Raw genomic sequence first — 22,206 nt, forward strand, 5'->3', positions numbered from 1 at the left:
GTTCGTCATCAATCTGAAACCCCACAGATGTGGGGTTTTTTCGTTTTTGTCGCTTGAAATTAAAATGTAAATTTGTATGATCGAAATCTAGGTGCAAATGATAATAATTAGCACTACTAATCACATATAACAATTTTTTGCTCAACAAGGACGATTTCCATGATCTCAAAACGACTCATTGCTCGTGCCATTACTGCTTCACTTCTTGTGACCAGTGGTGCGTCAATTGCGGCTGTCACTAAAGGCCAAGTAGTAGAGCATTACGCAGACCTCGCTCACGCGGTTTTTTCTGATGCGACCATTACTGCCAAGAACCTCGATCAATCCATTGACCAATTCCTAGCAAACCCTTCTAAAACCTCTTTGGAATCTGTACGTCAAGCTTGGATCGACTCTCGTGTACCTTATCAACAAACAGAAGTATTCCGATTCGGAAACGCTGTTGTTGATGACTGGGAAGGTCAGTTGAATGCATGGCCATTAGATGAAGGCTTGATCGATTACGTGACAAGCGACTACCAATATGAATTAGGTAACGAAGGTGCGCAGGCTAACATCGTTGCAAATACTAAAATTCAGGTAGGTTCTCAAGTCGTTGACGCGAGTGAGATTACACCTAAGCTGATTGCCGATCTAAATGAGATTGGTGGATCTGAAGCAAACGTTGCATCTGGTTACCATGCCATCGAGTTTTTGCTTTGGGGTCAGGATCTAAACGGTACTAATTCTGGTGCTGGCGAACGTTCATACACCGATTTTGTTGACGGTTCCGGTTGTACAAACGGCAACTGTGACCGCCGCCGCGATTACTTGAAAGCAGCATCTCAGCTTCTAATCCAAGATCTTGAGTGGATGGAAAAGCAGTGGGCTCCAAATCAATCAGACAACTACCGTAAAGAACTTCTAGCGGGTTCAGCAGACAACGGCTTGCGCAAGATGCTATTCGGTATGGGTTCACTTTCTCTTGGTGAGCTCGCAGGTGAGCGTATGAAAGTTGCACTAGAAGCAAACTCGACGGAAGACGAGCACGATTGTTTCTCAGATAACACTCATAACTCTCACTACTACAACGAACAAGGTATCTACAACGTTTTCACTGGCTTGTACAAGCGTGAAAATGGTCAGCTTGTTTCAGGTCCTAGCATTTATGACTTAGTTGCCCAAAAAGACAAGCAAGCAGCAAAAGAAATTCAGAAGCAATTTGATATGGCGCGTGCTCAGGTTGGTCAATTGGTTGTTTCTGCAGAGAAAAACAACCAACACTTTGATCAGTTGATTGCATCTAATAACCCACAGGGTAATGCATTGGTTAACGACACCATCATGTCTCTTGTGACGCAGACAGGTTCTATTGAGCGTGCTGCTAACATTATTGGCATTGATAGCCTTAACCCAGATACTGCTGACCACGAGTTTTAATCGCACATTATTATAAAAATATCCAAGGGCTCTTTATGAGCCCTTTTTACACTTGAGAAGCCAAGAATGAAGCAGTTTCTAATTCCTACCATTGTTTCAAGCCTAATCGCAACGAGCGTCTATGCGTACGATACCAAGTCTGGCGGTAGCACCAGTGTGAAGAAAGATGGCTCGAATGCCTTTTCTTTACCTGCTAACAACCTACCCATGACATCGCGTCTAGATTTCAGTGTCGGTAACAGCTTTTTCCGTAACCCGTGGGTTCAAGCACCAGCTTCAACAGATGCTCGAGATGGTTTAGGTCCCTTATTTAATACCAATGGCTGTCAAAACTGCCACATTAAAGATGGACGCGGCCACCCGCCAGAGCCTGGTGAAGAAAATGCCGTTTCCATGTTAGTTAGGTTAAGTATTCCGGCGATGACTCCAGAACAAAAACAACAGTTCATACGCGATGGTATTGTTCCTGAACCTACATACGGCGGGCAGCTACAAGACTTTGGTCTTCCTGACGCCAAGCCAGAAGGGAAAATCAAACTTACCTACAGTGATGTAGAAGTGGCGTTTTCCGATGGTGAAAAAGTGGTATTAAGAAAACCCAATTTAAGTATCACAAACCTAAATTATGGTCCAATGCACCCAGATACACAGCTTTCTGCTCGAATTGCGCCACCAATGATTGGCCTAGGGCTTTTAGAGGCGATTCCGGAAGAGACTATCCAAGCGATGGCTGATCCTGAAGACAAAAATAAAGATGGGATTTCAGGGAAAGCAAACCGCGTATGGGACGTCGCGGCAAACGATTATGCATTGGGTCGATTTGGCTGGAAAGCAGGTCAACCTAATCTTATGCAGCAGAATGCGGCCGCTTTTAACGGCGACTTAGGCCTAACGAGTGCGCTATTCCCAAATGAAAACTGCACCAGTGCACAGTCTATTTGTGCCGACTTACCTCATGGTGGAAAACCAGAAGTGAGTGAGAAAATCCTTAACTTCGTCGAATTTTATTCTCAACACTTAGCTGTACCGATTCGCAGAAATGTAAAAGATCCTCAAGTCGTATTAGGTCAAGCAAAATTCGTTGAAGCGGGATGCCAATCTTGCCATGCTGTAAACATTAAAACGGCCAAAAATGATCGCCTGCCTGCATTATCCGAACAGACCATTCATCCTTATACTGATATGTTATTGCATGACATGGGCGAAGGGCTTGCAGATAACAGACCTGAGTATCTTGCAAATGGTCGTGAATGGAAAACACCACCACTTTGGGGTATTGGCTATACACAAGAAGTGAATAAGCATACGAATTTCTTACATGATGGTCGCGCCAGAAATGTTATGGAGGCCGTACTTTGGCATGGTGGGGAAGCAAAACCAGCGCAAGAGAAAGTACTAAATATGTCGAAAAAAGAGCGTGAAGCTTTGGTCGCGTTCCTTAACTCACTGTAATTGAGGCGAAACATGAAAAAAACATTGAGTTTATGTCTGCTTGCTTTGACTGGGTGTCAGTCCAACGATGCTGAGAGCCCTCAAGCGGTTATGGTTCAGAGCGGCGATAACGGCTCAGCCGTTGCCTATGACCCAGCAACAAAAGATTACGCGGGTAGCCATGCAAGTGAAGCCGTTTATGAAGTTGAAAAAGAGGCGGCGTTTTTACTGCTTGCAGAAAGTAAACTTCAAGCACTCAGTTGGCAACAATACTGTCTTTCTCAGGATTTGAGTGAGGACGCGCTTAAGTCTGTTTGGCATAGCACCATGATCAGCTGGATGGCATTACAAGGACAAGAACGAGGTCCTGAAGATGCATTAAATGAAAGTTGGAATATGCAGTTTTGGCCAGATAAAAAGAACACGACGGGCAGAAAAATGTCTGCATTAGTGAAGTCAAACCAAGTCTGGACAGTTCAAGAAATCTCTACAAAAAGCGTGACTGTTCAAGGTTTAGGAGCCATTGAGTGGTTGCTATATGATTCGGCATCACCAATTTCAACGGATAAAGGCAAGACTTGTCAGAGTGGTTTGGCGATCAGTGAAAACATTGCTAACCGAGCCCAAGTGATTGCGCAGGCATGGGAAGAAAACCCGTGGCGATCATTGGATAGCAACAAGTGGAACTCTGAATACCTCAGCCTACTGTCGAACCAGTTGGAATATAGCTTGAAAAAGATGAGCAGACCGCTTGCTAAGATTGGCAATCCTCGACCGTATTTTTCGGAATCTTGGCGCTCACAAACGTCGCTATCAAACCTAAAAGCAAACGTAAAGGCTCTGCAGTCTCTGTACTTGGCACATGGGTATGGTCTCGACAATCAATTGAGACAACGTGGAAGAGAGGCTCTTGCAAATGCCATTGTTGAGCAGTTTGAACTCACGCTTGATACATGGCCGGAAGATGCAAGCTTATTTGCACAACTAAAGTCAAAAGAAGGCTATCAAAGCACGTTGGCGCAATACAATAAATTGGATCATTTGAAATATCTGATCCATGAAGAGGTCGCGATTGAATTGGGTGTAGTAGTAGGGTTTAACGCAACTGATGGTGACTGATCACACACGTAGAAGGCTGCTCAAAGCAGCCTTATTTGGTGCTTCTGCGCCATTTTTAACGGTCGCTTGCTCATCAAGAGGGCAAACGCACTACTCTTCATCTGACCTGAATTCGCCTGCATTGATAGGATGCTCCATTCTAAACCGCGATAAATACTTTGCGACGGTAGCAGATATAGAAGGTAGCCCAATCCACCAGATTCCGCTTCCTGCAAGAGGCCATGGTGTGGCAATCCATAAAAATGGATCATTGGCAGTGGTCTTTGGTCGCAGACCAGGTGCTTTCTTCCAGCCTTTTGATTTTCATACTGGTGACATGTTGCCGATTGTAGCAGCGAAACCTGAGCGTCATTTTTATGGGCACGGCGTGTTTTCTCCTGATGGGCAATTACTGTATGCCACGGAAGGGGAAAAAGGCTCAAGTCGAGGGATCATTGGCGTTTATGACGTTGCTAGAAATTTCGAAAAGGTTTCTGAGTTCACAGGGTTTGGCTTAGGCCCTCACGAAATCATTATGTTACCTAGCGGCAATTTAGCGGTGGGAGTCGGTGGGGTTCACACCAATGGGCGCACACCATTAAACCTCGAAACGATGTCGCCATCGCTTACCTATATAAGCGCTGAAGGCAAAATATTAGAGCAAGTATCGCTTCCAGATAACAAGTTAAGTATTCGCCATTTAGCCTATGGAATTGATGATTCCATTCATACTCAAGGTCTCGTTTTTTGTGGGCAACAGTATCGTGGTTCACCAGATGATTATCCAGCTCTGCTCGCGGCACACCGATTAGGTCAACCTATGGTTCAATTTAACGCAGAACCTGAGCAGTGGGCGCGCTTTAATCACTATATCGCGAGCATCGCAGTGGCGGGTGATTGGGTACTAGCTACATCTCCAAGAGGGAATTGCTATGGAATATGGCGCATATCAACTGGAGAATTATTGGAAATTGAATCACTTCCTGATGCTTCGGGGGTTGTTGTTAATAACAATTCTTTCAAAATAAGCTCAGGTGCAGGAAAGGTGATTTCACGACCAGTTCAAGGTGATGAAAAAAAATATTCATCCGGTATTCATTGGGATAACCACTGGTCGGCGATAATCTAAAAACTGATACAAGTTTTTACAGTATTTTTTGCCATACTTTAGGAACACATATATTAGAAACTAAAGTAAGTGAGGCTGGCTATGGGATTGAAGAAGTGCTGTTTTTTCATACTTATAGCTATGCTTCCGTACTATTCGTCAGCGAACAATTATTACGCTGCAACATGGGTGAACAGCTCAACCCCAATAGGGGTGACTTTGTCGCATCAAGACGCCATCACTTCGCTTTACCACGAATATCAATACCAACCTATTTGGTTTCAATACGATGCGATTATTGCGTTTGAATCTCAGTTAGAAAACCTAGCACTGTCGGATGTAAGTGAGCTTTTTTATAAAAGGTTGATGGCACTTAAAGAAGCTCGCTACCACAATCGCTGGCAAGAGTTTGATGTTCTGGCGACAGACACACTCTTGAATTACATCAGCTATACAGAGTTGGCTCAATCTATGGGGAAGGGGTGGTTTTTTGGAGGAAGAGTACCTGCAACCCTGCCTCTTCCTTCTGAAATCAATTTGAATGCGTTTCGTGTGGCGTTATCTCAGGACAAGTTGGTTGAGTTTATTTCATCTCTGGCACCGCAATCCCCTCTATATTCCAACTATCAGTTTGCGATTCGTGAGCTCAAGCCATGGCTTAACATCTATTTGAGTGATTACACCCAAAAGAGACGATACGCTCGTCGTGGAGATAAGCTTTCACATAAACGTGTATTGCTTAATCGACTTGAGGTGTTGAGGTACGACGTGTCGTCGGTAGATCTTTCAACTCAAAACAATGCAGATAAACGATACGATGCCAACCTTGAAGTACTGATCAAACAGTTTCAAACGCAGCATGGTTTAGATCCTGATGGCATTATTGGGCCTAAAACGATCAAATGGATTAACGTGTCAATTGAGGAACGCCTTCGACTCATCGCATTGAATGCGCAGCGGTTGCGTATCTGGCCGCTTCAAAGAGATCGCATTGTGCTGGTCAACGTTCCTCAATACTCCATGTCGTACTGGTTAGATGGGAAAGAAACCTTTTCTTCTGATGTGATTGTCGGTCGCCCTTCAAGGAAGACGCCTTTGATCGATACCAGAATGGATTCAGTGATTGTGAATCCGAGTTGGAATGTGCCTCGTAAAATCATGGAGAGAGACATATTACCCAAGGTCATCAACGAGGAATCGTATTTGACCAGCCATAACTACGAGATTGTAGAAAGCTGGCACAATCGGACGTTGATCGATCCAAAAGAGATAGATTGGGCAAGCATTGACCCTAAGCAATTTCCTTATCGCATGCGTCAAACCTCGGGGCCATTTAATGCACTAGGTAGATACAAATTCAATACCCCAAATAAGAACGCGATCTTCTTACATGATACGCCGGCTAAGTCGTTGTTTACTCAATCTCGACGGGCATTCAGTTCTGGCTGTATTCGTATTGAGTCTGCAGAGAATTTTGCGCACCTTTTGTTAAACACCCATTCCAAAATGCGCCCCAGCCATCATGAAAGAATAAGCCGAGAAGAAACGGTTGCGGTGGCATTAAAAGAGAGGATACCTGTTTCCATTATTTACCAAACGGTATGGACGGAAAACGGGCAAGTTCAATATCGCAGTGATGTGTACAAATACGACCAACTGAGTCGTAGTTCAAATTTTGACGCTAAACTTACAAATTTGATCAATTTAAATAAAAATCTTTCTGCTCAATAACTAACCACTACTATTAGGTCCAACCGTCAATAATTTGAGCTGCTGGCTAATTGACGGTTATATCAATTGTGGTTACTGTCGCGACTTTGCAAACCGCGCTAGATCATTGAGATGACAACACGAGAACTCACTCGCAGAGATTTTTTACGCAGTACCGTTTTAGTTGGTGCTATGGCAACTCTTCCTTTTACTCCTTCAGCACTTGCTACATATGCAAATCAGCCAAGAACATTGGTACTCAATAACCTTCATACAGGTGAATTGCTTGAGTCTTGCTATTTTGATGGCAAACAGTATGTGTCAGATGAGATGGCTCTCATAAACCGTTTTTGCCGTGATCATCGTCGAAATGAAGTGCATGCAATGGATAGAGCCTTATTCGATCAGATAAATGCCATTCAGCGCATCATTGGCAGCGAATCGGAAGTTCAAATTATTTCTGGTTACCGATCGCCAACAACGAATGAAGCGTTACGTAAAAAATCCAAAGCGGTCGCTAAAAAAAGTTACCACATGCAAGGAAGAGCGATCGATTTTAGATTGGATGGCGTTCGGTTGTCCGAAGTTAAAAAAGCGGCACTTTCCTTAAAAGCGGGTGGAGTAGGGTATTACCCTAAAAGTAATTTTATCCATATTGATACTGGTCCCGTTCGGGCTTGGTAGCCTTCTTTTCAGCCCGTCTCTTTGCTTGTAAAAATTTAAGGTAAATGTCATAGTTCTTGGCAGTTTAAGTCTATACAAGGTAAGGAAAATGAGCCTTCAATATAGAGTGGTGCCTGTCACTTCTTTCCAACAAAATTGTTCCATTGTCTGGTGCGATGTAACCATGGAAGCCATTGTGGTTGATCCTGGGGGCGACGTGCCAAAACTGGAAGCGACAATCAGGGAGTTGGGCGTTAAAGTCGTAAAGATTGTTCTCACTCATGGTCATTTAGATCACGTTGGCGGCACTGAAGAGCTAGCGCAATCCCATAAGGTTGACATCATTGGACCGCACAAAGCCGATAACTTCTGGTTACAAGGTCTAGAAGGGCAAAGCCAAATGTTCGGGTTTCCATTAACTGAAGCATTTGAACCAACTGAATGGTTAAATGAGGGTGACACTGTCACCTTTGGTAAAGAGAAGCTTGATGTCTTCCATACTCCTGGTCACAGTCCAGGGCACGTTATTTTCCATAGCTACGCGTCTGAGACGGCATTCGTCGGCGACGTGCTGTTTAATGGTGGTGTAGGAAGAACGGATTTCCCACAAGGTGATTTCGATACTCTCATACGTTCAGTTAAAGAAAAGCTATGGCCGTTAGGCAATGACGTGAAATTTGTCCCGGGTCATGGTCCTGAATCAACGTTTGGGCGTGAAAGAGCAACCAACCCATTTGTTGCAGATGAAATGCCGCTCTATTAAGAGCGGTGATTGCTTAAATGTTTTCCTCGTCGGCTGCCGCTAGATACCGTCTAACTAAGCCGACAAATTCATCGCCACTTCGATCTAAATCCGACGTAGAAATAAAAATATCGTATCCAAAATTTTCACGTTGATACGCCATTCTATTTGCTAGCATTGCCTGTAATCCTTTGTACTTAAAGCCGGTGGGAGTGACAAAATGCTTGGAATCCAAGACCACATCTTCAAAGGGTGTATTCTCTTTTCCTGATTGCTTCATCCCTAAATAAAGTAAAGACCGTTGTTCCAAAAGCAGCTGTGTGCTGATTCTCGGGCATATGTTATCGAGATAGGGTTCGTAGTCTTTTAACTTGATACCAATCCAAGGAATAGGTTGGTGCCACCCCTCTTTTTCGTAGGTGCAAATACCGATCTGATTAATGTTGTTCCATTTGACTACCCAGCCCCCTTTAAACATGTGTTGTTGAAAATGGGTCGCGGTTAGGGTGAAAGAGACTTTACTCTTTTCAATAAGAAAGTGAGTGACAGCAAAAAAGATTAGAAGACCAAAAAGTGACAGTAAAGCTTGCTGAATACCCGGTGACAATACGAGCAGAAAAAAGGCAATCAGTGTTGCCAGTGCCATCACTACTTTTCCAGTAGGCGAGTAATAACTGAACGGTATGTTGGTTAGGTGCACGGTATTCATAATGTTGCTCTATTCAATTCCTTTGAGTGATAGCTCCAGCCTCAGGTTCTGCTTAAATAATAGCCTTTCGGCGGGTCTTCCCCCATTTTTACGTTGAAAGTTCCCGATAGGCTACAAATTAGTGTCAGATTTTGGTATAAATCGCGCTTCAAATTTTTCACCACTGCGCGGTATAGCAGTGAAATGGAGAAAACCCAATGAGACTCGCTCACAAACGTAAAGTGCAGGCTAAACTGCAAAAACGCATCAAAGCGACTTTAAATGTGGCTAAAGCAGCTCCTGAAGTAAAGAAGCCTGCTGCTAAGAAAGCCGTTGAAGCAAAAGTGGAAAAGCCAGCTGTAAAAGCGCAATCCACAGTTAGCTTAACGCCAAAACAACAGAGTGTTTTGGATATCGTTGCAAAGAACCCAGAAGGCATTAACCCTAAAGGGATTGGCCTAGAAGCTGGTCAAGAAGACGCGAAAGCGGCATCTTGGGCAACAGGTGCTCTAAAAAAACTTCTAGAAGAAAGCCTAGTAGTGAAAGAGCAATTGGCAGGCAACAAAGTTGTTTACAAGCCAGTATAAATAACCTCAACTCTGGATATACACTCAGTCTCGATTTAGCGCCATAAATTACGCTGTTCTTATCCAAAGCAGAGACTAATTAGCGATTCAATTCGTGATGAAGCCCCAGTTTTGGGGCTTTTTGCTTTCTCTGTGTTTAATTAATTTAACGTAAAAAACGCGACAGTTCGTACGTGCATTTCCTAAATGCGTCAAATCCTACCTTTCTCAACCTATTGAAATAAAAAGTATTATAATTAAAGATGCCTATTGGATTACGTATATATACGTAAGACTAAAGTTCTATATGCTCTCAGTGTAAATAATTACGTCCGTGCTCACCCTAATAGGTTAATGGGTTGTAATAGGGCATTGTTGTGTAATCCAAGTGAGATCCGGAAAGGTTCTAGCCTGACTTCTTAACGTTTTTGGTGAAGAGAAGGTATGGGTAACAAGAACATCTGGATGTAGAGGTCACTTGGGTATATTCGCAACACCATTCAGGGATGGTTTGTGAGCAAACACAACATAGGACGTGAAACAATGAGTCTCTTAAAAAAATCAATTCAACGCACTCTAAAAGGCACTTTAATCGCTGCTGCGGCATGTGCTGCAATGGTGGCAGCTTCCGCAAGCGCGGCGGACAAAGTGTATCGACTAAAACTGGCTGAAACTTGGGGACCAAACTTCCCAGTATTCGGTGATGCGACCAAGAACATGGCTAAGATGGCCGAAGAAATGTCTAACGGTCGTCTACAGATTCGTATTGACTCCGCGAACAAGCACAAAGCGCCACTTGGTGTTTTCGATATGGTGAAATCGGGTCAATATGACATGGGTCACTCTGGCTCGTACTATTGGAAAGGCAAAGTGCCTAATACACTTTACTTTACGTCTATGCCTTTCGGTATGACACCAGCAGAGCAGTATGCTTGGTTCTACCATGGTGGTGGTATGGAGTTGATGGATAAGGTGTACTCACCGCACAACTTGATGTCTTTCCCTGGTGGTAACACAGATATTCAGATGGGTGGTTGGTTCCAAAAAGAGATCAACTCGGTTGATGACTTAAAAGGTCTGAAAATGCGTATCCCAGGTTTTGCTGGAGAAATCCTTGCAGAGCTAGGAGCGAAGCCTACAAACATTGCACCAGGTGAACTGTATACCTCATTAGAGCGCCGCACCATTGATGCGTTGGAGTGGGTTGGTCCATCGTTGGATTTACGAATGGGTTTCCACAAAATTGCACCTTACTACTACACAGGTTGGCATGAGCCAGGTTCAGAGCTTCAATTCCTTGTGAACAAGCGAACTTGGAAACGTCTACCAGATGACTTGAAAGCTATCCTTCAAGTGGCAATGAAAACAGCGGCGTACGATATGTACACGCAAGCAACGCATGAAAGTGGTAAAAACTGGTCAACAATCAAGTCTGAATATCCAAACGTTCAGGTGAAAGATTTCCCTGCATCAGTAATGAGTGCATTGCGTGAAGCGAATGATCGTTTGTTAGCGAAACACGCTGAAAGTGATGAGCTTGCAAAAGAGATTCAAAAATCTCAAGCGGATTACTTGAAGCAAGTTCGCTCATGGACTGACATTTCACACCGTGCTTACCTGAACAGTCAGGCACAACAATAATTCAGTCAACAGACCCTAAAGATAAGTAGGTCAAACAACCTGCTGCTGGGTGAGTCATCACCCAGCTTTTACTCAGCCCTTTTAGCTAAAATGCTTTAGTGATTTGAGTACATAAGCCCAAGAAACATCAGGGTCTACTTCGATTCTACGCCCCCCTTAGATTGTCGACGTAGTACTATTGTCAGCGTAGAGATTTGTCAGACCCTGACCTTCCGTTTGTCTTTCCAAGGAGTATGGAATGAGAAGCCTCATTTACATGGAACGATTCTTTAACCGTATCAGCGATGTGCTGGGTTGGATCTCCAGTATATTATTTCTATTACTGCTGCTTAATGTTGTTTACGACGTTGTAATGCGGTATGCCTTTAACGATGTATCCATTGCCTTCCAAGAGATGGAATGGCATTTGTTTTCTGCTGTTTTCTTGCTGGGTGTACCCTACGCACTCAAAGCGGGTGGGCATGTTCGTGTCGATATTTTTTACGAGCGCCTTTCTTACCGAGCTAAAGCGATCATCGATATTTTGGGCACCCTCTTTTTCCTATTTCCCTTTTGTCTTCTTGTTGCGTGGTATGGCATCGACTTTGCCAAAGAATCTTATGCTCTAGGAGAGACATCAGGTGATCCCGGCGGATTGCCGTATCGATGGATCATTAAAGCAGTCATCCCAGTTTCTTTCTTCTTCATGGCGGTTAGCGGCATTGGTTTACTGCTTAACTCATTGAATAAGATTTTTAACCCAAGCCCAGCTCATACCAGGTAACAAGGAAGTATTTTTATGATTGGAATTGTCATGTTTCTGGTTGCGCTGGTGGCTTTGCTATTAGGGTTTCCTGTCGCGTTTACCTTTGGTGGTATTGCTCTGCTCTTTGGCGTGTGGGCTGAAGGCGCAGAAATGTTTGCCTTTATGCCGTATCGCATAGAATCCATTATGCAGAACACGGTTTTGATGGCAGTACCGCTGTTCATCTTCATGGGGCTTGTTCTGCAAAAGACCAAATTGGCTGAGCAGCTACTTGAAGCCATGGGGCGCCTGTTTGGTACCGTACGCGGTGGTATCGCGATATCAACAGTGTTAGTTGGTGCATTGCTTGCAGCTTCTACCGGTGTGGTTGGTGCTTCGGTAGTGGCTATGGGACTTATCTCTTTGCCTGTCATGCTTAAATATAAGTATGACAAAGGCTTAGCTTGCGGAACCATTTGTGCTTCGGGCACGTTAGGTCAAATTATCCCACCTTCTATCGTATTGATTCTTCTTGGTGATGTATTAGGGGTTCCAGTAGGGGATTTATTCCAAGCTGCTGTGATTCCTGGTTTAGTGTTGGTGGGTGCGTATATTGTTTACATCTTAATTTACGCAAAAATGAACCCAGATGCAGCGCAGCCTATTGATCGTGATGAATCTGTTTCTCGCCGTGAAGAGGTGATAGAAGCGCTAAAAGCCGTTGTTCCTCCTTTGGCTCTTATCGTTGTTGTTCTAGGTTCGATTTTCGCTGGTGTGGCTACGCCTACAGAATCGGCAGCGCTTGGTGGTGCAGGTGCGATAGTTTTGGCACTTTTATATCGTCAATTTAGTTGGAGCATGGTGTACGAGGCGTCGAAAGAAACCGTTAAAGTGACGGCGATGGTTTTCGCTATCTTACTCGGTGCAACGGCGTTTTCTATGGCGTTTACTTACACGGGTGGTGATTACTTAGTTGAAGAGTGGATGTTGCAAATTCCAGGTGAAAAATGGGGCTTCCTAATCATTACTATGTTGGTGATTCTGATTTTGGGCTTCTTCATCGATTTTGTAGAGATTTGTTTCATCATCGTTCCTATATTGGCGCCAGTTGCCGAGCTAATGGGCATCAACATGGTTTGGTTTGCTATCTTGATAGCGATGAACCTACAAACCTCTTTCCTTACTCCGCCATTTGGTTTTAGCCTATTCTATTTGAAAGGGGTTGCTCCGAAAGGAGTCACAACGAGGGATATATACCGCGGTGTGATGCCTTTTATCGCCATTCAAGTTGCGGTTTTAGGTTCAATCCTTGCTTTCCCTTCTTTCTACGGAATGTGATCTCACGATTATTGCTATCGCTTGTTTCATTGAAAGAATGGGACTTAATACCTGCCTCTGATACAGTCAGAGGCAGGTTAAACGTTATCCCCAAATAGTTTCAACGCTTGGGTGAAAGAGGGAATAGAATGCCTCTTAGAGCCAAACTGATTTTGCTCACTTTATTACCACTAATCTTGGTTACAGCCAGCATTAGTTGGATCTCGATACATCAAACAAAAGCTTTGGGTTTGAAAGAGGTAGAAACCCTCCGCACAAGCCTTATCCGTTCTCGCGAAAACGCGTTGAAAGATAAACTCGACCTAGCGTTTGATGCAATTCATCATGTATACACCGACGAGTCCTTAGACGACGACGATGCCAAAGAGCAGGTAAAAAAAATCCTAACCAGACTAAGATACGGTTCGGATGGGTATTTCTTTGCATACGATAAAGAGGGCGTCAATTTAGTTCATCCGATCCTTCCTGAGTTGATCGGTCAAAACCTGATAGATATGCAAGATGAAAATGGAAATTTACTGATTGTATCTTTGATTGATCAGGCTCGCAACGGAGGTGGGTTCGCAAACTATTTGTGGCAGAAGCCTTCCACCAATGAAATTGTCCCTAAGCTGAGTTACGCCGCTTGGCTGTCGAAGTGGGAATGGATGGTGGGCACCGGGTTATATATAGAGGATATCCATTTGGAAGTTGCTCAAATGGAAGCGTCTATAAATGAAAATATAGAAGCAACGTTTATTAGTACTATATCTATCTTGAGTGTCACAGTAGCTGTGATTGTTGTGCTGACGCTTGCGGTCAATTGGCATGAGCACCGTATAGCGGATAAAAACTTAAAAGAGCTGGCGCATAAAACCGTTATGTTTCAAGAAGACGAGAAAAAGCACCTAGCAAGAGAGCTTCATGATGGTATTAACCAACTCTTGGTGTCTTGTAAGTGTCATCTAGAGTTGTTAGCGCACAAATTAAAACAAAAAGTCCCTGATATTGATGATAAAACTCTGGCACACTTAGAAAAATCACAGCTTTCGATGGTCACTGCCATTAATGAAGTTCGCCGTATTTCTCATAACCTGCGCCCGAGTTCTCTGGATGATATAGGGCTGCAAGCGGCTTTAGTCACTTTGCTTCAGGATTTTAAAGATCATTCTGAGATTCAAGTGGAATACAATATCGACAATTCGTTGTCGAGAATGAACTCTGAGGTAACAACAACCTTGTATCGTGTTGTGCAAGAATCACTCATGAACATTGAGAAACATTCGTTTGCCACTAAAGTTGAAGTGATTGTCCACCAAATTGGCGATCAAGTTCAGCTAATGATACGTGACGATGGACGCGGTTTTTCGGTGAGCGATACGATGAGAGCTAAAGGGATAGGGCTCCGAAATATGCGGGAAAGGGTAGAGTTTATTGGGGGAGATTTTGAGCTCTTTAGCGAACCCAATTACGGTACAGAAATTACGGTGTTGGTCTTGATTTAAATACTGTATAGCTTTAACCGTGAAACTATCCTTAAGAGATATCAGCGCAACTTTAATTTATCTGGATGAATGGAATGCAAAAAGCAGTAAGCCAAGGTAAGGCTATTAACATTGTTATCGTTGATGACCACCAAGTGGTATTGGATGGTTTTTTGGCGCGTCTAGAAATGGAAGAAGAGATTAACGTGATTGCGACGGCAAGTAATGGTGTTGAAGCGATAGAAGCTGTCTCGCGTGAAAAACCAGATGTTGTCTTGATGGATGTAAGCATGCCCGTTATGAACGGCATAGAAGCCACCATGCTACTTAAGGAAGAATATCCTGATGTAAAAGTCCTGATGCTGACGATGCATGATAACCGTGAATACATCATGAAAGTCATGCAAGCTGGTGCAGTGGGGTACATGCTGAAAGAGATTTCGGCAGAAAAGATGGTACAGGCGATAAAAACGGTTTTTCAGGGTTCAACGTATTTTTGTGAGTCGGTTACTCAAACTTTGTTCACTCAGCCTATTATGCCTGCTAACCAAAAACCCAACCCTCTAAGTCGACGAGAAGAAGCTGTGCTTAAACTGGTGGCGGAAGGGCAGAGCAGTAAGAAAATAGCATCCGCACTAAACATTAGTTACCGAACTGTAGAAACGCATAGGCAAAATATTAAACACAAGCTGGATCTTCACTCGACAGCAGAGCTTGCTAAATATGCGTTAGAGAAAGGGTTGGTAGACTAGGTTGCGTAGGTAACATTTAGATATACAAAAGCGAGTGGAACCACTCGCTTCGGCTCTATAAATAATTCTGATTAACCAACAGGCTGTTCGTTTTTCGTGATGCTGCCTAGCTCAAGAACTGGGGCTACGTCGTAGCTTTCAGCATTCATCATTGATGAGATACGTTGAACAGAAGACAGCAGTAGGCTTTGCTCCCACTCATCCAGCTTGTGGAACTGATCAATGAAGTTGTCCTGCAATGGGAGAGGGGCTTTTTCTAAAATTTCATTGCCTTCATTTGTGAGGTATGCGTGCACTTTGCGTTTATCACTCACACTTCTCTTCCTTTCTACATAACCATTACGTTCTAAGCGATCAAGGATAGTCGTCGCTGTAGCTTGGCTCATGTTGGTATTGTTCGACAGTTCGCGAATAGTGACTTCACCAAGCTCGCGAATAGAACGCATAAGAATGAGTTGTGGTCCGGTTAACCCCAACTCTTTACCAAGTTTTTTTGAATGTAAGTCGATCGCCCGAATGATTTGGCGCATCGCTATCAGAACTTCTTCGTGTTTTTCCAACTTATTCTTTCCGTTCCAGTGTTGTAGGTGAGAGTAATCTGCATTATCACCCACATTTATACAGTGAGATATATCTATTTGCGACGTCTATTCGTCGTTATTAAAGGCGAGGACACCTTAAGGTTTTTAGCATAATTGTGTTGAGTATACCTAAGTTACGTCGCTTGGGTACGCCAAAATAAATGATAGAACACTCTTTTTGGGGATAAAGTACTGAACCCTGCACAATGTGATACGAGTACGAATGTTTAGACTACAAAACAAATAGCTGTATTGATTGGTTCAAAAATAAGCATTTGGAATGTGAAATCTGAGATTTTGGCAGGTTTTTAGAGTTATCTCTGGTTTTGAACGTTCAATTTGGTTAGGGTTTGTGAGATTTAAAACAATGAACTGTTCTGTTCACTAATCATTCCTGTTCTGAATGTTGGTGAATTGCGTTCTAATCTAACGAACCTGTTACAAGGTTAAAGAGGAGATATGACAAAAGGAATCGACAAGTACAGCATCGACAGTACCGACTACACCGTTGGTCAAGATAACGTACAGAAGTGGGGATTTGATGTTCATAATCCAGTTTTCGGCACCAGTGCCGGATTGATCATTCTATTTTTAATTGCTGTTTTAGTTTCTGATGCCGAAACTGCGAAATCAACACTTGATGGTTTGAAATGGCAAATCATCGGCATGTTTGACAAGCTGTTTATTTGGTCGGGTAACATTTTCTTAGTCTTCTGCCTCGCATTGATTGTTTCACCATTCGGTAAGATCCGTCTTGGTGGTGAAAATGCCTCAGCAGATTACTCCTTCATGTCTTGGCTCGCGATGCTATTTGCGGCTGGCATGGGCATCGGCTTGATGTTTTGGAGTGTCGCAGAACCCGTCGCGTATTTTACCGGTTGGTATGAAACACCTCTTGGCGTTGAACCAAACACACCAGAAGCGGCTAAATTGGCGCTGGGTGCCACAATGTTCCATTGGGGTCTTCACCCTTGGGCTATTTACGGCATTGTAGCGCTTTCATTAGCTTTCTTTGCTTACAACAAAGGCTTACCTCTTTCTATTCGCTCAATTTTCTATCCTATTTTAGGCGACAGAGCATGGGGTTGGGCTGGTCACGTTGTTGATATTCTTGCCGTACTGGCGACCTTATTTGGTTTGGCGACATCGCTAGGTTTAGGGGCTCAACAGGCTGCAAGTGGTATTAACCATGTGTTTGGCATGGATGGCGGAATCGGCTTGCAAATCGCAGTGATCGTGTTGGTTACACTGCTTGCTGTTGTTTCTGTTTTCCGTGGTATTGATGGCGGCGTAAAAGTTATCAGTAACATCAATATGATTGTTGCTTTTGTACTGCTGATTTTTGTGGCTCTTCTAGGCTATGCCGTAGCGTTTGGCTCTATTCCAACAACGTTTATGGCGTATGTTGAAAACATCATTCCACTGAGTAACCCGCACGGTCGTGAAGACGAAGCTTGGTTCCAAGGCTGGACTGTTTTCTACTGGGCTTGGTGGATCTCTTGGTCGCCATTCGTCGGCATGTTCATCGCTCGTGTTTCAAAAGGTCGTACGGTGCGCGAATTTATGACCGCTGTATTGATTGTTCCAACCGTGGTGACTTTGATTTGGATGTCAGTCTTCGGTGGCTTAGCCATTGATCAAGTGATCAACGGTGTAGGTGCGTTAGGGACAGATGGTTTGAAAGAAGTGCCATTGGCAATGTTCCAGATGTTTGAAGAGCTTCCATTTAGCACTGTGCTTTCTGTGATTGCCATTGTACTTGTTATGGTGTTCTTTATTACCTCTTCGGATTCAGGTTCATTGGTTATCGACAGCATTACCGCTGGCGGTAAAGTGGATGCACCTGTAATGCAACGTGTGTTCTGGGCATTTATGGAAGGCGCAATTGCTGCGGCATTACTTTGGGTGGGTGGTACACAAGCCATTCAAGCGTTGCAAGCCGGTGCGATTTCTACTGCTCTGCCGTTTACTTTTATCCTGCTGCTGATGTGTGTCAGCCTTGTGATGGGTATGAAAACGGAAAAAACGTATCGATAAGCTGATGTGAAATGTCGGCATAAGAAATAAAAAAAGCTGCTTCGGCAGCTTTTTTAATGGGTATTTTTGAGCAGGATCTGCTTCTACTTGAGTGAGCGCTTAAAGCCAGATCTTTTCGATTGGTGTATCACCTGAAAAGTGATGCTGAATTTGCGCTTGGAGCAATTCAGCCGTTGCCATTGCATCGGTTAGTGCATGATGCGGAGGGTAGGTCGGCAACCCATATCGTTCTCTAGAAGACCCTAGCCGAACCGATTGTCGCTTCGTTCCCTTAAAGCGGTTCATGATGCCAGCGGTGTGGTCATCTTGAACTTGCGATTCAATTTCCATGGTGTCTATAACTGGAAAAACGATGCCTTCCTTAATGCGCTCTTTCAATGCGATATCAAGGAACTCTCGCTCTATCTTTCGGTAATGCACAACGACGACTTTACCAGCTAAAGCATCCAGTACTTCGTCAAGAACGCGTTTTAAGTCGGGTGCGCCCAATATGTCATTGTGGGTTATACCGTGGATCACAACCGACTCTTCTTCAAGTGGGGTATTGGGTTGAACGATCCAATGTCTTGCTTGACGGCAGAAAATTCGGTTTAAGTTAAAAGGAACCAGTCCGATGCTGATGATATCGTCTTTTTCGGCATTCAGCCCTGTGGTTTCGAAATCCAAAGCAACCATTGGAACCTCTGAAAGCGGTGTCGTCCCATCAACGATACCCGCTTCATAGAAACTTCGTAGCCGTTCATCACTGACGGTGTTTGCTTTATCTTTAAAGCGACCTACCCAGTTTTCAGAGTGACCGAGCCGATTTTTTCTAAATAGATTCAAAATACTACCTATCATTTAAAGGTGTTTGCTTGGTAACGATATTTCAAAAAATTCTGAGCGTTGCTTAGAATCTGAAATGCATCTTTTAGGTTACGGCGTTCGAAATCAGACATATTGTCTGGTTCGATATTGTTATCCGGCTCTATCATGGCTTCAACATCCAGTGCTTGGTGTCGAATACGAACGGTTGAAATAAACTCCATTGCATCACGGAGATCTTCGCCTTTCCCCTTAGGCAGGATGCCGGCGTCAATAATGTCGTCTAGGCGTTCAAAAGAATTTTGAGAGCGTGAGCCTACAGCAAGAGCGTGTACTCGAATCAGATCTGCGAGAGGAGCGGTACCACGCCTTTTTAGATTAATGGAGTTTTTGTGCTGACCATCTTTTTCCATCACAAAGCTTTTGAAGAAGCCTAATGGTGGTGTTCGATTGATGGCATTACGAGCCAAACACGCCAAGAAGCGGTTATTTTTTCTTGCTCGTCGAACAATATATCCGTTGAGCTGCTCTGCCCATTTAGTGCGACCGTGAACCCCATCTAGATCGAAGAATATGGAGCTGTTCAATAGTGCTTTAGGGTTGGGATCATCGATCCAATCATTAAAGCACTCTTCCCATTCGCGTCGGGTCATACGCCACATCGGATTGGTTGCCATGATATCGCCAGTACAATGGTTGTAACCACATTCGTTCAGCGCATCACACACAAACGTGGCAAGGTTTTCGAAGTACTCACCGTGTTTTTCTGCGTCGTAGCTTTCATCGAGAATGATGGCGTTGTCTTGATCGGTCACGATGAGTTGTTCATCTCTCGCCATAGATCCCAGAGCCAAGAAACAGTAGGGAACAGGGGGAGAGCCGAACTGTTCTTCCGCCATTTCAATGATTCTTTGCTTGAAGCTTCGCCCAATGACCGACATAGCGCTGCCCACCATATGAGAGTTGGCGTCTTCGTTCACGAGCCTTACAAAGCTGTCTTTAACTTGCTCAGAAAGGCTTTTTAATTCTTCTAATGTTTGTTGTTGGAAAATACTGCTTACAAGTAGGAGAGAGTTCTGGGATTCGTAGCGCACGATATCTGTTGCTTCGATAATACCGAGTGGCTGGTGGTTTTTCACTACAGGGAGGTGGTGCATGTTGTATCTGAGCATAGTCAACATGGCTTCGTACACATAAGCATTGTGATCGAGAGAGACAACATCGGTCGACATAACATCAGCCACAGGGGAATCAGGCGAAAGCCCAGCTGCAAGTACTCTTGTGCACAAATCGCGGTCGGTGATAATGCCTTTTAAGGGGCTGTCATCTTCTTCGTTTTCAGCGGTTTCTTGGTGGAACACCAATAAAGAGGAAACATTTTCTGCTGCCATGAGCTGCGCGGCTTCTTGAATGGATTGGTCGCTGAAAATCGTTACGGGCTCTCTGGTTAGCAACGTTCTAACTTTAGAGGTTGTAAGATCGTTCGCGTCACTGTTGTTTGATACCGCTTGGCGCAACCTTGCTGAATCCTCTACTTCAACAAAATCCGCAAAGTTATCGTTTTCATCGTAAAGTGTTTGAAATGTATCTTCCGGAATGCAGTACACAAGGGTGTCTTCAATCGCGGTGACTGGGAACCGAACTTTGTTGTTGGTTAGCAAACCCATCTGCCCAAATACATCCCCTTCATCGAGGCGGTTATAAAGTTCACCATTCCGGCGGTAGACTTCGACAACGCCACTTCGAACTAGGTACAAATCGTGGATGTGATCGCCAAAATGAATAATAGGTGTGCCTTGCCTGAAATAGGATATTTCAATGCTGTTTGCAACACTATCGAGCAGGTCTTTTGTCAATACGTTGAACGGAGGGTATTGAGAGATGAAGGATTTTATTTCTATAATTTCTGCTTGCATGATTCGCTCTTGGCTGAACTTCTATTACTGGTGTCGCTGACTTTTTAGAGTGCGTAACGAGATCTAATGATGGAAATTTTTTTGAACCCAGACCTAGAGGTACTCGGATATATCATCGTATAGTAATCAATAAAAAAGACCAGCCACGAGGCTGGTCTTTTGAATCAGAGTTGTCCATTAAATCCATCTAGTTCATTAAAAAGACAAATCCAACGAAACTATACAGAGCGAATCCATTAAAGAACCGCTGCAATACCTTTACAAAGTGGTCCCATGTTTTCTTTTGTCATACCAGCAACGCTGATGCGACCAGAACCCACGATGTAGATAGCGAATTCTTCTTTCAAGCGAGTCACTTGCTCTTTGGATAAACCAGAGAATGAGAACATGCCATTCTGACGTTCAATGAAGCTGAAATCTGCCTCTACACCTTCCGATTTTAAAGTGGCTACGAAAAGCTCACGCATCTCTTGAATACGGTCGCGCATTTCAGCGACTTCTTTTTCCCATTCAGCACGAAGATCAGCATCGTTAAGAATGTGAGTTACAACCGCAGAACCGTGCGCTGGTGGGTTAGAGTAGATAGAGCGAATGATGCTTTTCACTTGAGAGAAAGCGGTTGCAGCAACGTCTTCTTCTTTGGCAACGAGAGTAAATGCACCAACACGCTCGTTGTACAAGCCGAAGTTTTTGGAGAAAGAGCTCGCCACTAGAATCTCTGAGTTGTGCTTCGCAAATACACGAAGACCCGCAGCGTCTTCTTCTACACCTTTAGCAAAACCTTGGTATGCGAAGTCGAATAGAGGAAGTAAGCCTTTGTCAGCACAAAGCTTAGCCAGTGTTTCCCACTCATCTGCAGTTGGGTCAATGCCCGTTGGGTTGTGACAGCAACCGTGAAGAAGCACGATGTCGCCAGCACTTGCTGATTCTAGATCAGCGACCATAGAAGCAAAATCTTTGTCTTTCGTTTCTGCGTTGTAGTAGCTGTATTGAGCAGTCTCAAGACCAGCCGCTGTAAATACGCCGTTGTGGTTAGCCCAAGTTGGGTTACTGATCCAGATCTTAGGGCTGTTGAGTTGACGCTTAATGAACTCGCCAGCAACACGTAATGCACCAGTACCACCTGGAGCCTGTGCTGTTTTTGCACGCTTAGACGCAACGACATCAGAATCCGCACCAAATAGTAACTTTTGTACCGCTAAACCGTACTCAGCTGTTCCTTCAATAGTCAGGTAAGATTTGGTTTTTTCTGTTTCAAGAAGCGCTGCTTCCGCTTTTTTAACTGTCGCCAGAACAGGAGTTTGACCTTGCTCATTTTTGTAGATACCAACACCTAGGTTAATTTTAGCTTCGCGGGTATCTTTTTTGAATTCTTCAGTTAGACCAAGGATTGGGTCAGCGGGGGCGGCATTGACTTTTTCAAACATAATCGGCGTCCGTTTTAATTAATGGGGAAAGGTTAAACTTGAGTATCGATATACGCTTATTTATACCTTTCCCCGACACGGGTTACAACCGGATTTCA

Annotated in this window: 19 protein-coding genes; 14 read left to right on the top strand and 5 right to left on the bottom strand. The window is 43.9% G+C overall.

Annotation, left to right across the window (positions count from 1 at the left end; all coding sequences use genetic code 11):
- Positions 1-159: 159 nt before the first annotated feature.
- The 7 genes from CW749_RS22595 to CW749_RS22625 all read left to right on the top strand — a co-directional run bounded on the left by CW749_RS22595 (position 160) and on the right by CW749_RS22625 (position 8,192).
- Complete coding sequence (locus tag CW749_RS22595; RefSeq protein ID WP_101114658.1) at positions 160-1,419, top strand: imelysin family protein; 1,260 nt, start codon at positions 160-162, stop codon at positions 1,417-1,419.
- A 66-nt stretch (positions 1,420-1,485) separates the two neighbouring features.
- Positions 1,486-2,871, top strand: coding sequence for a di-heme oxidoredictase family protein (locus CW749_RS22600; protein ID WP_101114659.1), 1,386 nt, complete (start codon positions 1,486-1,488; stop codon positions 2,869-2,871).
- Positions 2,872-2,883: 12 nt separating this feature from the next.
- Positions 2,884-3,969, top strand: a complete 1,086-nt coding sequence (locus tag CW749_RS22605; RefSeq protein WP_101114660.1) for an imelysin family protein — start codon at positions 2,884-2,886, stop codon at positions 3,967-3,969.
- On the top strand, positions 3,959-5,077 hold the full coding sequence (locus CW749_RS22610; protein ID WP_101114661.1) for a DUF1513 domain-containing protein: 1,119 nt from the start codon (positions 3,959-3,961) through the stop codon (positions 5,075-5,077). The genes CW749_RS22605 and CW749_RS22610 overlap by 11 nt, the downstream gene beginning before the upstream one ends.
- Before the next feature lie 168 nt (positions 5,078-5,245).
- A complete protein-coding gene (locus tag CW749_RS22615; protein ID WP_180958472.1) occupies positions 5,246-6,787 on the top strand; it encodes a L,D-transpeptidase family protein in 1,542 nt (513 codons plus the stop codon).
- 111 nt (positions 6,788-6,898) lie between these two features.
- On the top strand, positions 6,899-7,450 hold the full coding sequence (locus tag CW749_RS22620; RefSeq protein WP_101114663.1) for a DUF882 domain-containing protein: 552 nt from the start codon (positions 6,899-6,901) through the stop codon (positions 7,448-7,450).
- 88 nt (positions 7,451-7,538) lie between these two features.
- Positions 7,539-8,192 carry an MBL fold metallo-hydrolase gene (locus tag CW749_RS22625; protein ID WP_101114664.1) on the top strand — a complete coding sequence of 218 codons (654 nt, stop codon included), beginning with the start codon at positions 7,539-7,541 and terminating at the stop codon, positions 8,190-8,192.
- A gap of 13 nt (positions 8,193-8,205) precedes the next feature.
- Here the strand turns inward: CW749_RS22625 and CW749_RS22630 are convergent, their stop codons facing one another.
- Positions 8,206-8,880, bottom strand: a complete 675-nt coding sequence (locus tag CW749_RS22630; RefSeq protein WP_101114665.1) for a DUF2982 domain-containing protein — start codon at positions 8,878-8,880, stop codon at positions 8,206-8,208.
- Positions 8,881-9,077: 197 nt separating this feature from the next.
- Between CW749_RS22630 and CW749_RS22635 the strand changes: the two genes are divergently transcribed.
- The 6 genes from CW749_RS22635 to CW749_RS22660 all read left to right on the top strand — a co-directional run bounded on the left by CW749_RS22635 (position 9,078) and on the right by CW749_RS22660 (position 15,343).
- Positions 9,078-9,446 (top strand): MarR family transcriptional regulator, encoded by a 369-nt coding sequence (locus CW749_RS22635; protein WP_101114666.1) that lies wholly within the window; start codon positions 9,078-9,080, stop codon positions 9,444-9,446.
- Between the two features lie 522 nt (positions 9,447-9,968).
- Complete coding sequence (locus CW749_RS22640) at positions 9,969-11,066, top strand: TRAP transporter substrate-binding protein (RefSeq protein WP_101114667.1); 1,098 nt, start codon at positions 9,969-9,971, stop codon at positions 11,064-11,066.
- A 238-nt stretch (positions 11,067-11,304) separates the two neighbouring features.
- A complete protein-coding gene (locus CW749_RS22645) occupies positions 11,305-11,829 on the top strand; it encodes a TRAP transporter small permease subunit (protein ID WP_101114668.1) in 525 nt (174 codons plus the stop codon).
- 15 nt (positions 11,830-11,844) lie between these two features.
- Entirely contained in the window at positions 11,845-13,128 is a 1,284-nt protein-coding gene (locus tag CW749_RS22650) for a TRAP transporter large permease subunit (protein ID WP_101114669.1), read from the top strand.
- Between the two features lie 128 nt (positions 13,129-13,256).
- Positions 13,257-14,612 carry a cache domain-containing protein gene (locus tag CW749_RS22655; RefSeq protein ID WP_101114670.1) on the top strand — a complete coding sequence of 452 codons (1,356 nt, stop codon included), beginning with the start codon at positions 13,257-13,259 and terminating at the stop codon, positions 14,610-14,612.
- A 74-nt stretch (positions 14,613-14,686) separates the two neighbouring features.
- On the top strand, positions 14,687-15,343 hold the full coding sequence (locus CW749_RS22660; protein WP_101114671.1) for a response regulator transcription factor: 657 nt from the start codon (positions 14,687-14,689) through the stop codon (positions 15,341-15,343).
- A 71-nt stretch (positions 15,344-15,414) separates the two neighbouring features.
- Here the strand turns inward: CW749_RS22660 and CW749_RS22665 are convergent, their stop codons facing one another.
- On the bottom strand, positions 15,415-15,903 hold the full coding sequence (locus tag CW749_RS22665; protein ID WP_101114716.1) for a MarR family transcriptional regulator: 489 nt from the start codon (positions 15,901-15,903) through the stop codon (positions 15,415-15,417).
- Positions 15,904-16,383: 480 nt separating this feature from the next.
- Here CW749_RS22665 and CW749_RS22670 point away from each other — a divergent pair, with 480 nt between their 5' ends.
- Positions 16,384-17,961, top strand: a complete 1,578-nt coding sequence (locus tag CW749_RS22670; RefSeq protein WP_101114672.1) for a BCCT family transporter — start codon at positions 16,384-16,386, stop codon at positions 17,959-17,961.
- 99 nt (positions 17,962-18,060) lie between these two features.
- Here the strand turns inward: CW749_RS22670 and CW749_RS22675 are convergent, their stop codons facing one another.
- The 3 genes from CW749_RS22675 to CW749_RS22685 form a co-directional block, all read right to left on the bottom strand.
- The gene (locus tag CW749_RS22675) at positions 18,061-18,786 is read right to left on the bottom strand and encodes a 3'-5' exonuclease (RefSeq protein ID WP_237322541.1); all 726 of its coding nucleotides are present in this window, start codon (positions 18,784-18,786) and stop codon (positions 18,061-18,063) included.
- 11 nt (positions 18,787-18,797) lie between these two features.
- A complete protein-coding gene (locus tag CW749_RS22680; protein ID WP_101114674.1) occupies positions 18,798-20,681 on the bottom strand; it encodes a DUF294 nucleotidyltransferase-like domain-containing protein in 1,884 nt (627 codons plus the stop codon).
- A 236-nt stretch (positions 20,682-20,917) separates the two neighbouring features.
- Positions 20,918-22,108: an amino acid aminotransferase gene (locus CW749_RS22685; protein WP_101114675.1), complete on the bottom strand. Its 1,191-nt coding sequence runs from the start codon at positions 22,106-22,108 to the stop codon at positions 20,918-20,920.
- Positions 22,109-22,206 lie beyond the last annotated feature (98 nt).

This window comes from Vibrio sp. vnigr-6D03 (assembly GCF_002835515.1).
GTDB lineage: Bacteria > Pseudomonadota > Gammaproteobacteria > Enterobacterales > Vibrionaceae > Vibrio > Vibrio penaeicida.

Bases quoted from the DNA above. Each gene is read 5' to 3' on its own strand.
- CW749_RS22660 (WP_101114671.1), top strand. From the start codon at position 14,687: ATGCAAAAAGCAGTAAGCCAAGGTAAGGCTATTAACATTGTTATCGTT.
- CW749_RS22645 (WP_101114668.1), top strand. From the start codon at position 11,305: ATGAGAAGCCTCATTTACATGGAACGATTCTTTAACCGTATCAGCGAT.
- CW749_RS22595 (WP_101114658.1), top strand. From the start codon at position 160: ATGATCTCAAAACGACTCATTGCTCGTGCCATTACTGCTTCACTTCTT.
- CW749_RS22625 (WP_101114664.1), top strand. From the start codon at position 7,539: ATGAGCCTTCAATATAGAGTGGTGCCTGTCACTTCTTTCCAACAAAAT.
- CW749_RS22620 (WP_101114663.1), top strand. From the start codon at position 6,899: ATGACAACACGAGAACTCACTCGCAGAGATTTTTTACGCAGTACCGTT.
- CW749_RS22680 (WP_101114674.1), bottom strand. From the start codon at position 20,681: ATGCAAGCAGAAATTATAGAAATAAAATCCTTCATCTCTCAATACCCT.
- CW749_RS22650 (WP_101114669.1), top strand. From the start codon at position 11,845: ATGATTGGAATTGTCATGTTTCTGGTTGCGCTGGTGGCTTTGCTATTA.
- CW749_RS22610 (WP_101114661.1), top strand. From the start codon at position 3,959: ATGGTGACTGATCACACACGTAGAAGGCTGCTCAAAGCAGCCTTATTT.
- CW749_RS22685 (WP_101114675.1), bottom strand. From the start codon at position 22,108: ATGTTTGAAAAAGTCAATGCCGCCCCCGCTGACCCAATCCTTGGTCTA.
- CW749_RS22635 (WP_101114666.1), top strand. From the start codon at position 9,078: ATGAGACTCGCTCACAAACGTAAAGTGCAGGCTAAACTGCAAAAACGC.
- CW749_RS22640 (WP_101114667.1), top strand. From the start codon at position 9,969: ATGAGTCTCTTAAAAAAATCAATTCAACGCACTCTAAAAGGCACTTTA.
- CW749_RS22655 (WP_101114670.1), top strand. From the start codon at position 13,257: ATGCCTCTTAGAGCCAAACTGATTTTGCTCACTTTATTACCACTAATC.
- CW749_RS22670 (WP_101114672.1), top strand. From the start codon at position 16,384: ATGACAAAAGGAATCGACAAGTACAGCATCGACAGTACCGACTACACC.
- CW749_RS22630 (WP_101114665.1), bottom strand. From the start codon at position 8,880: ATGAATACCGTGCACCTAACCAACATACCGTTCAGTTATTACTCGCCT.
- CW749_RS22605 (WP_101114660.1), top strand. From the start codon at position 2,884: ATGAAAAAAACATTGAGTTTATGTCTGCTTGCTTTGACTGGGTGTCAG.
- CW749_RS22600 (WP_101114659.1), top strand. From the start codon at position 1,486: ATGAAGCAGTTTCTAATTCCTACCATTGTTTCAAGCCTAATCGCAACG.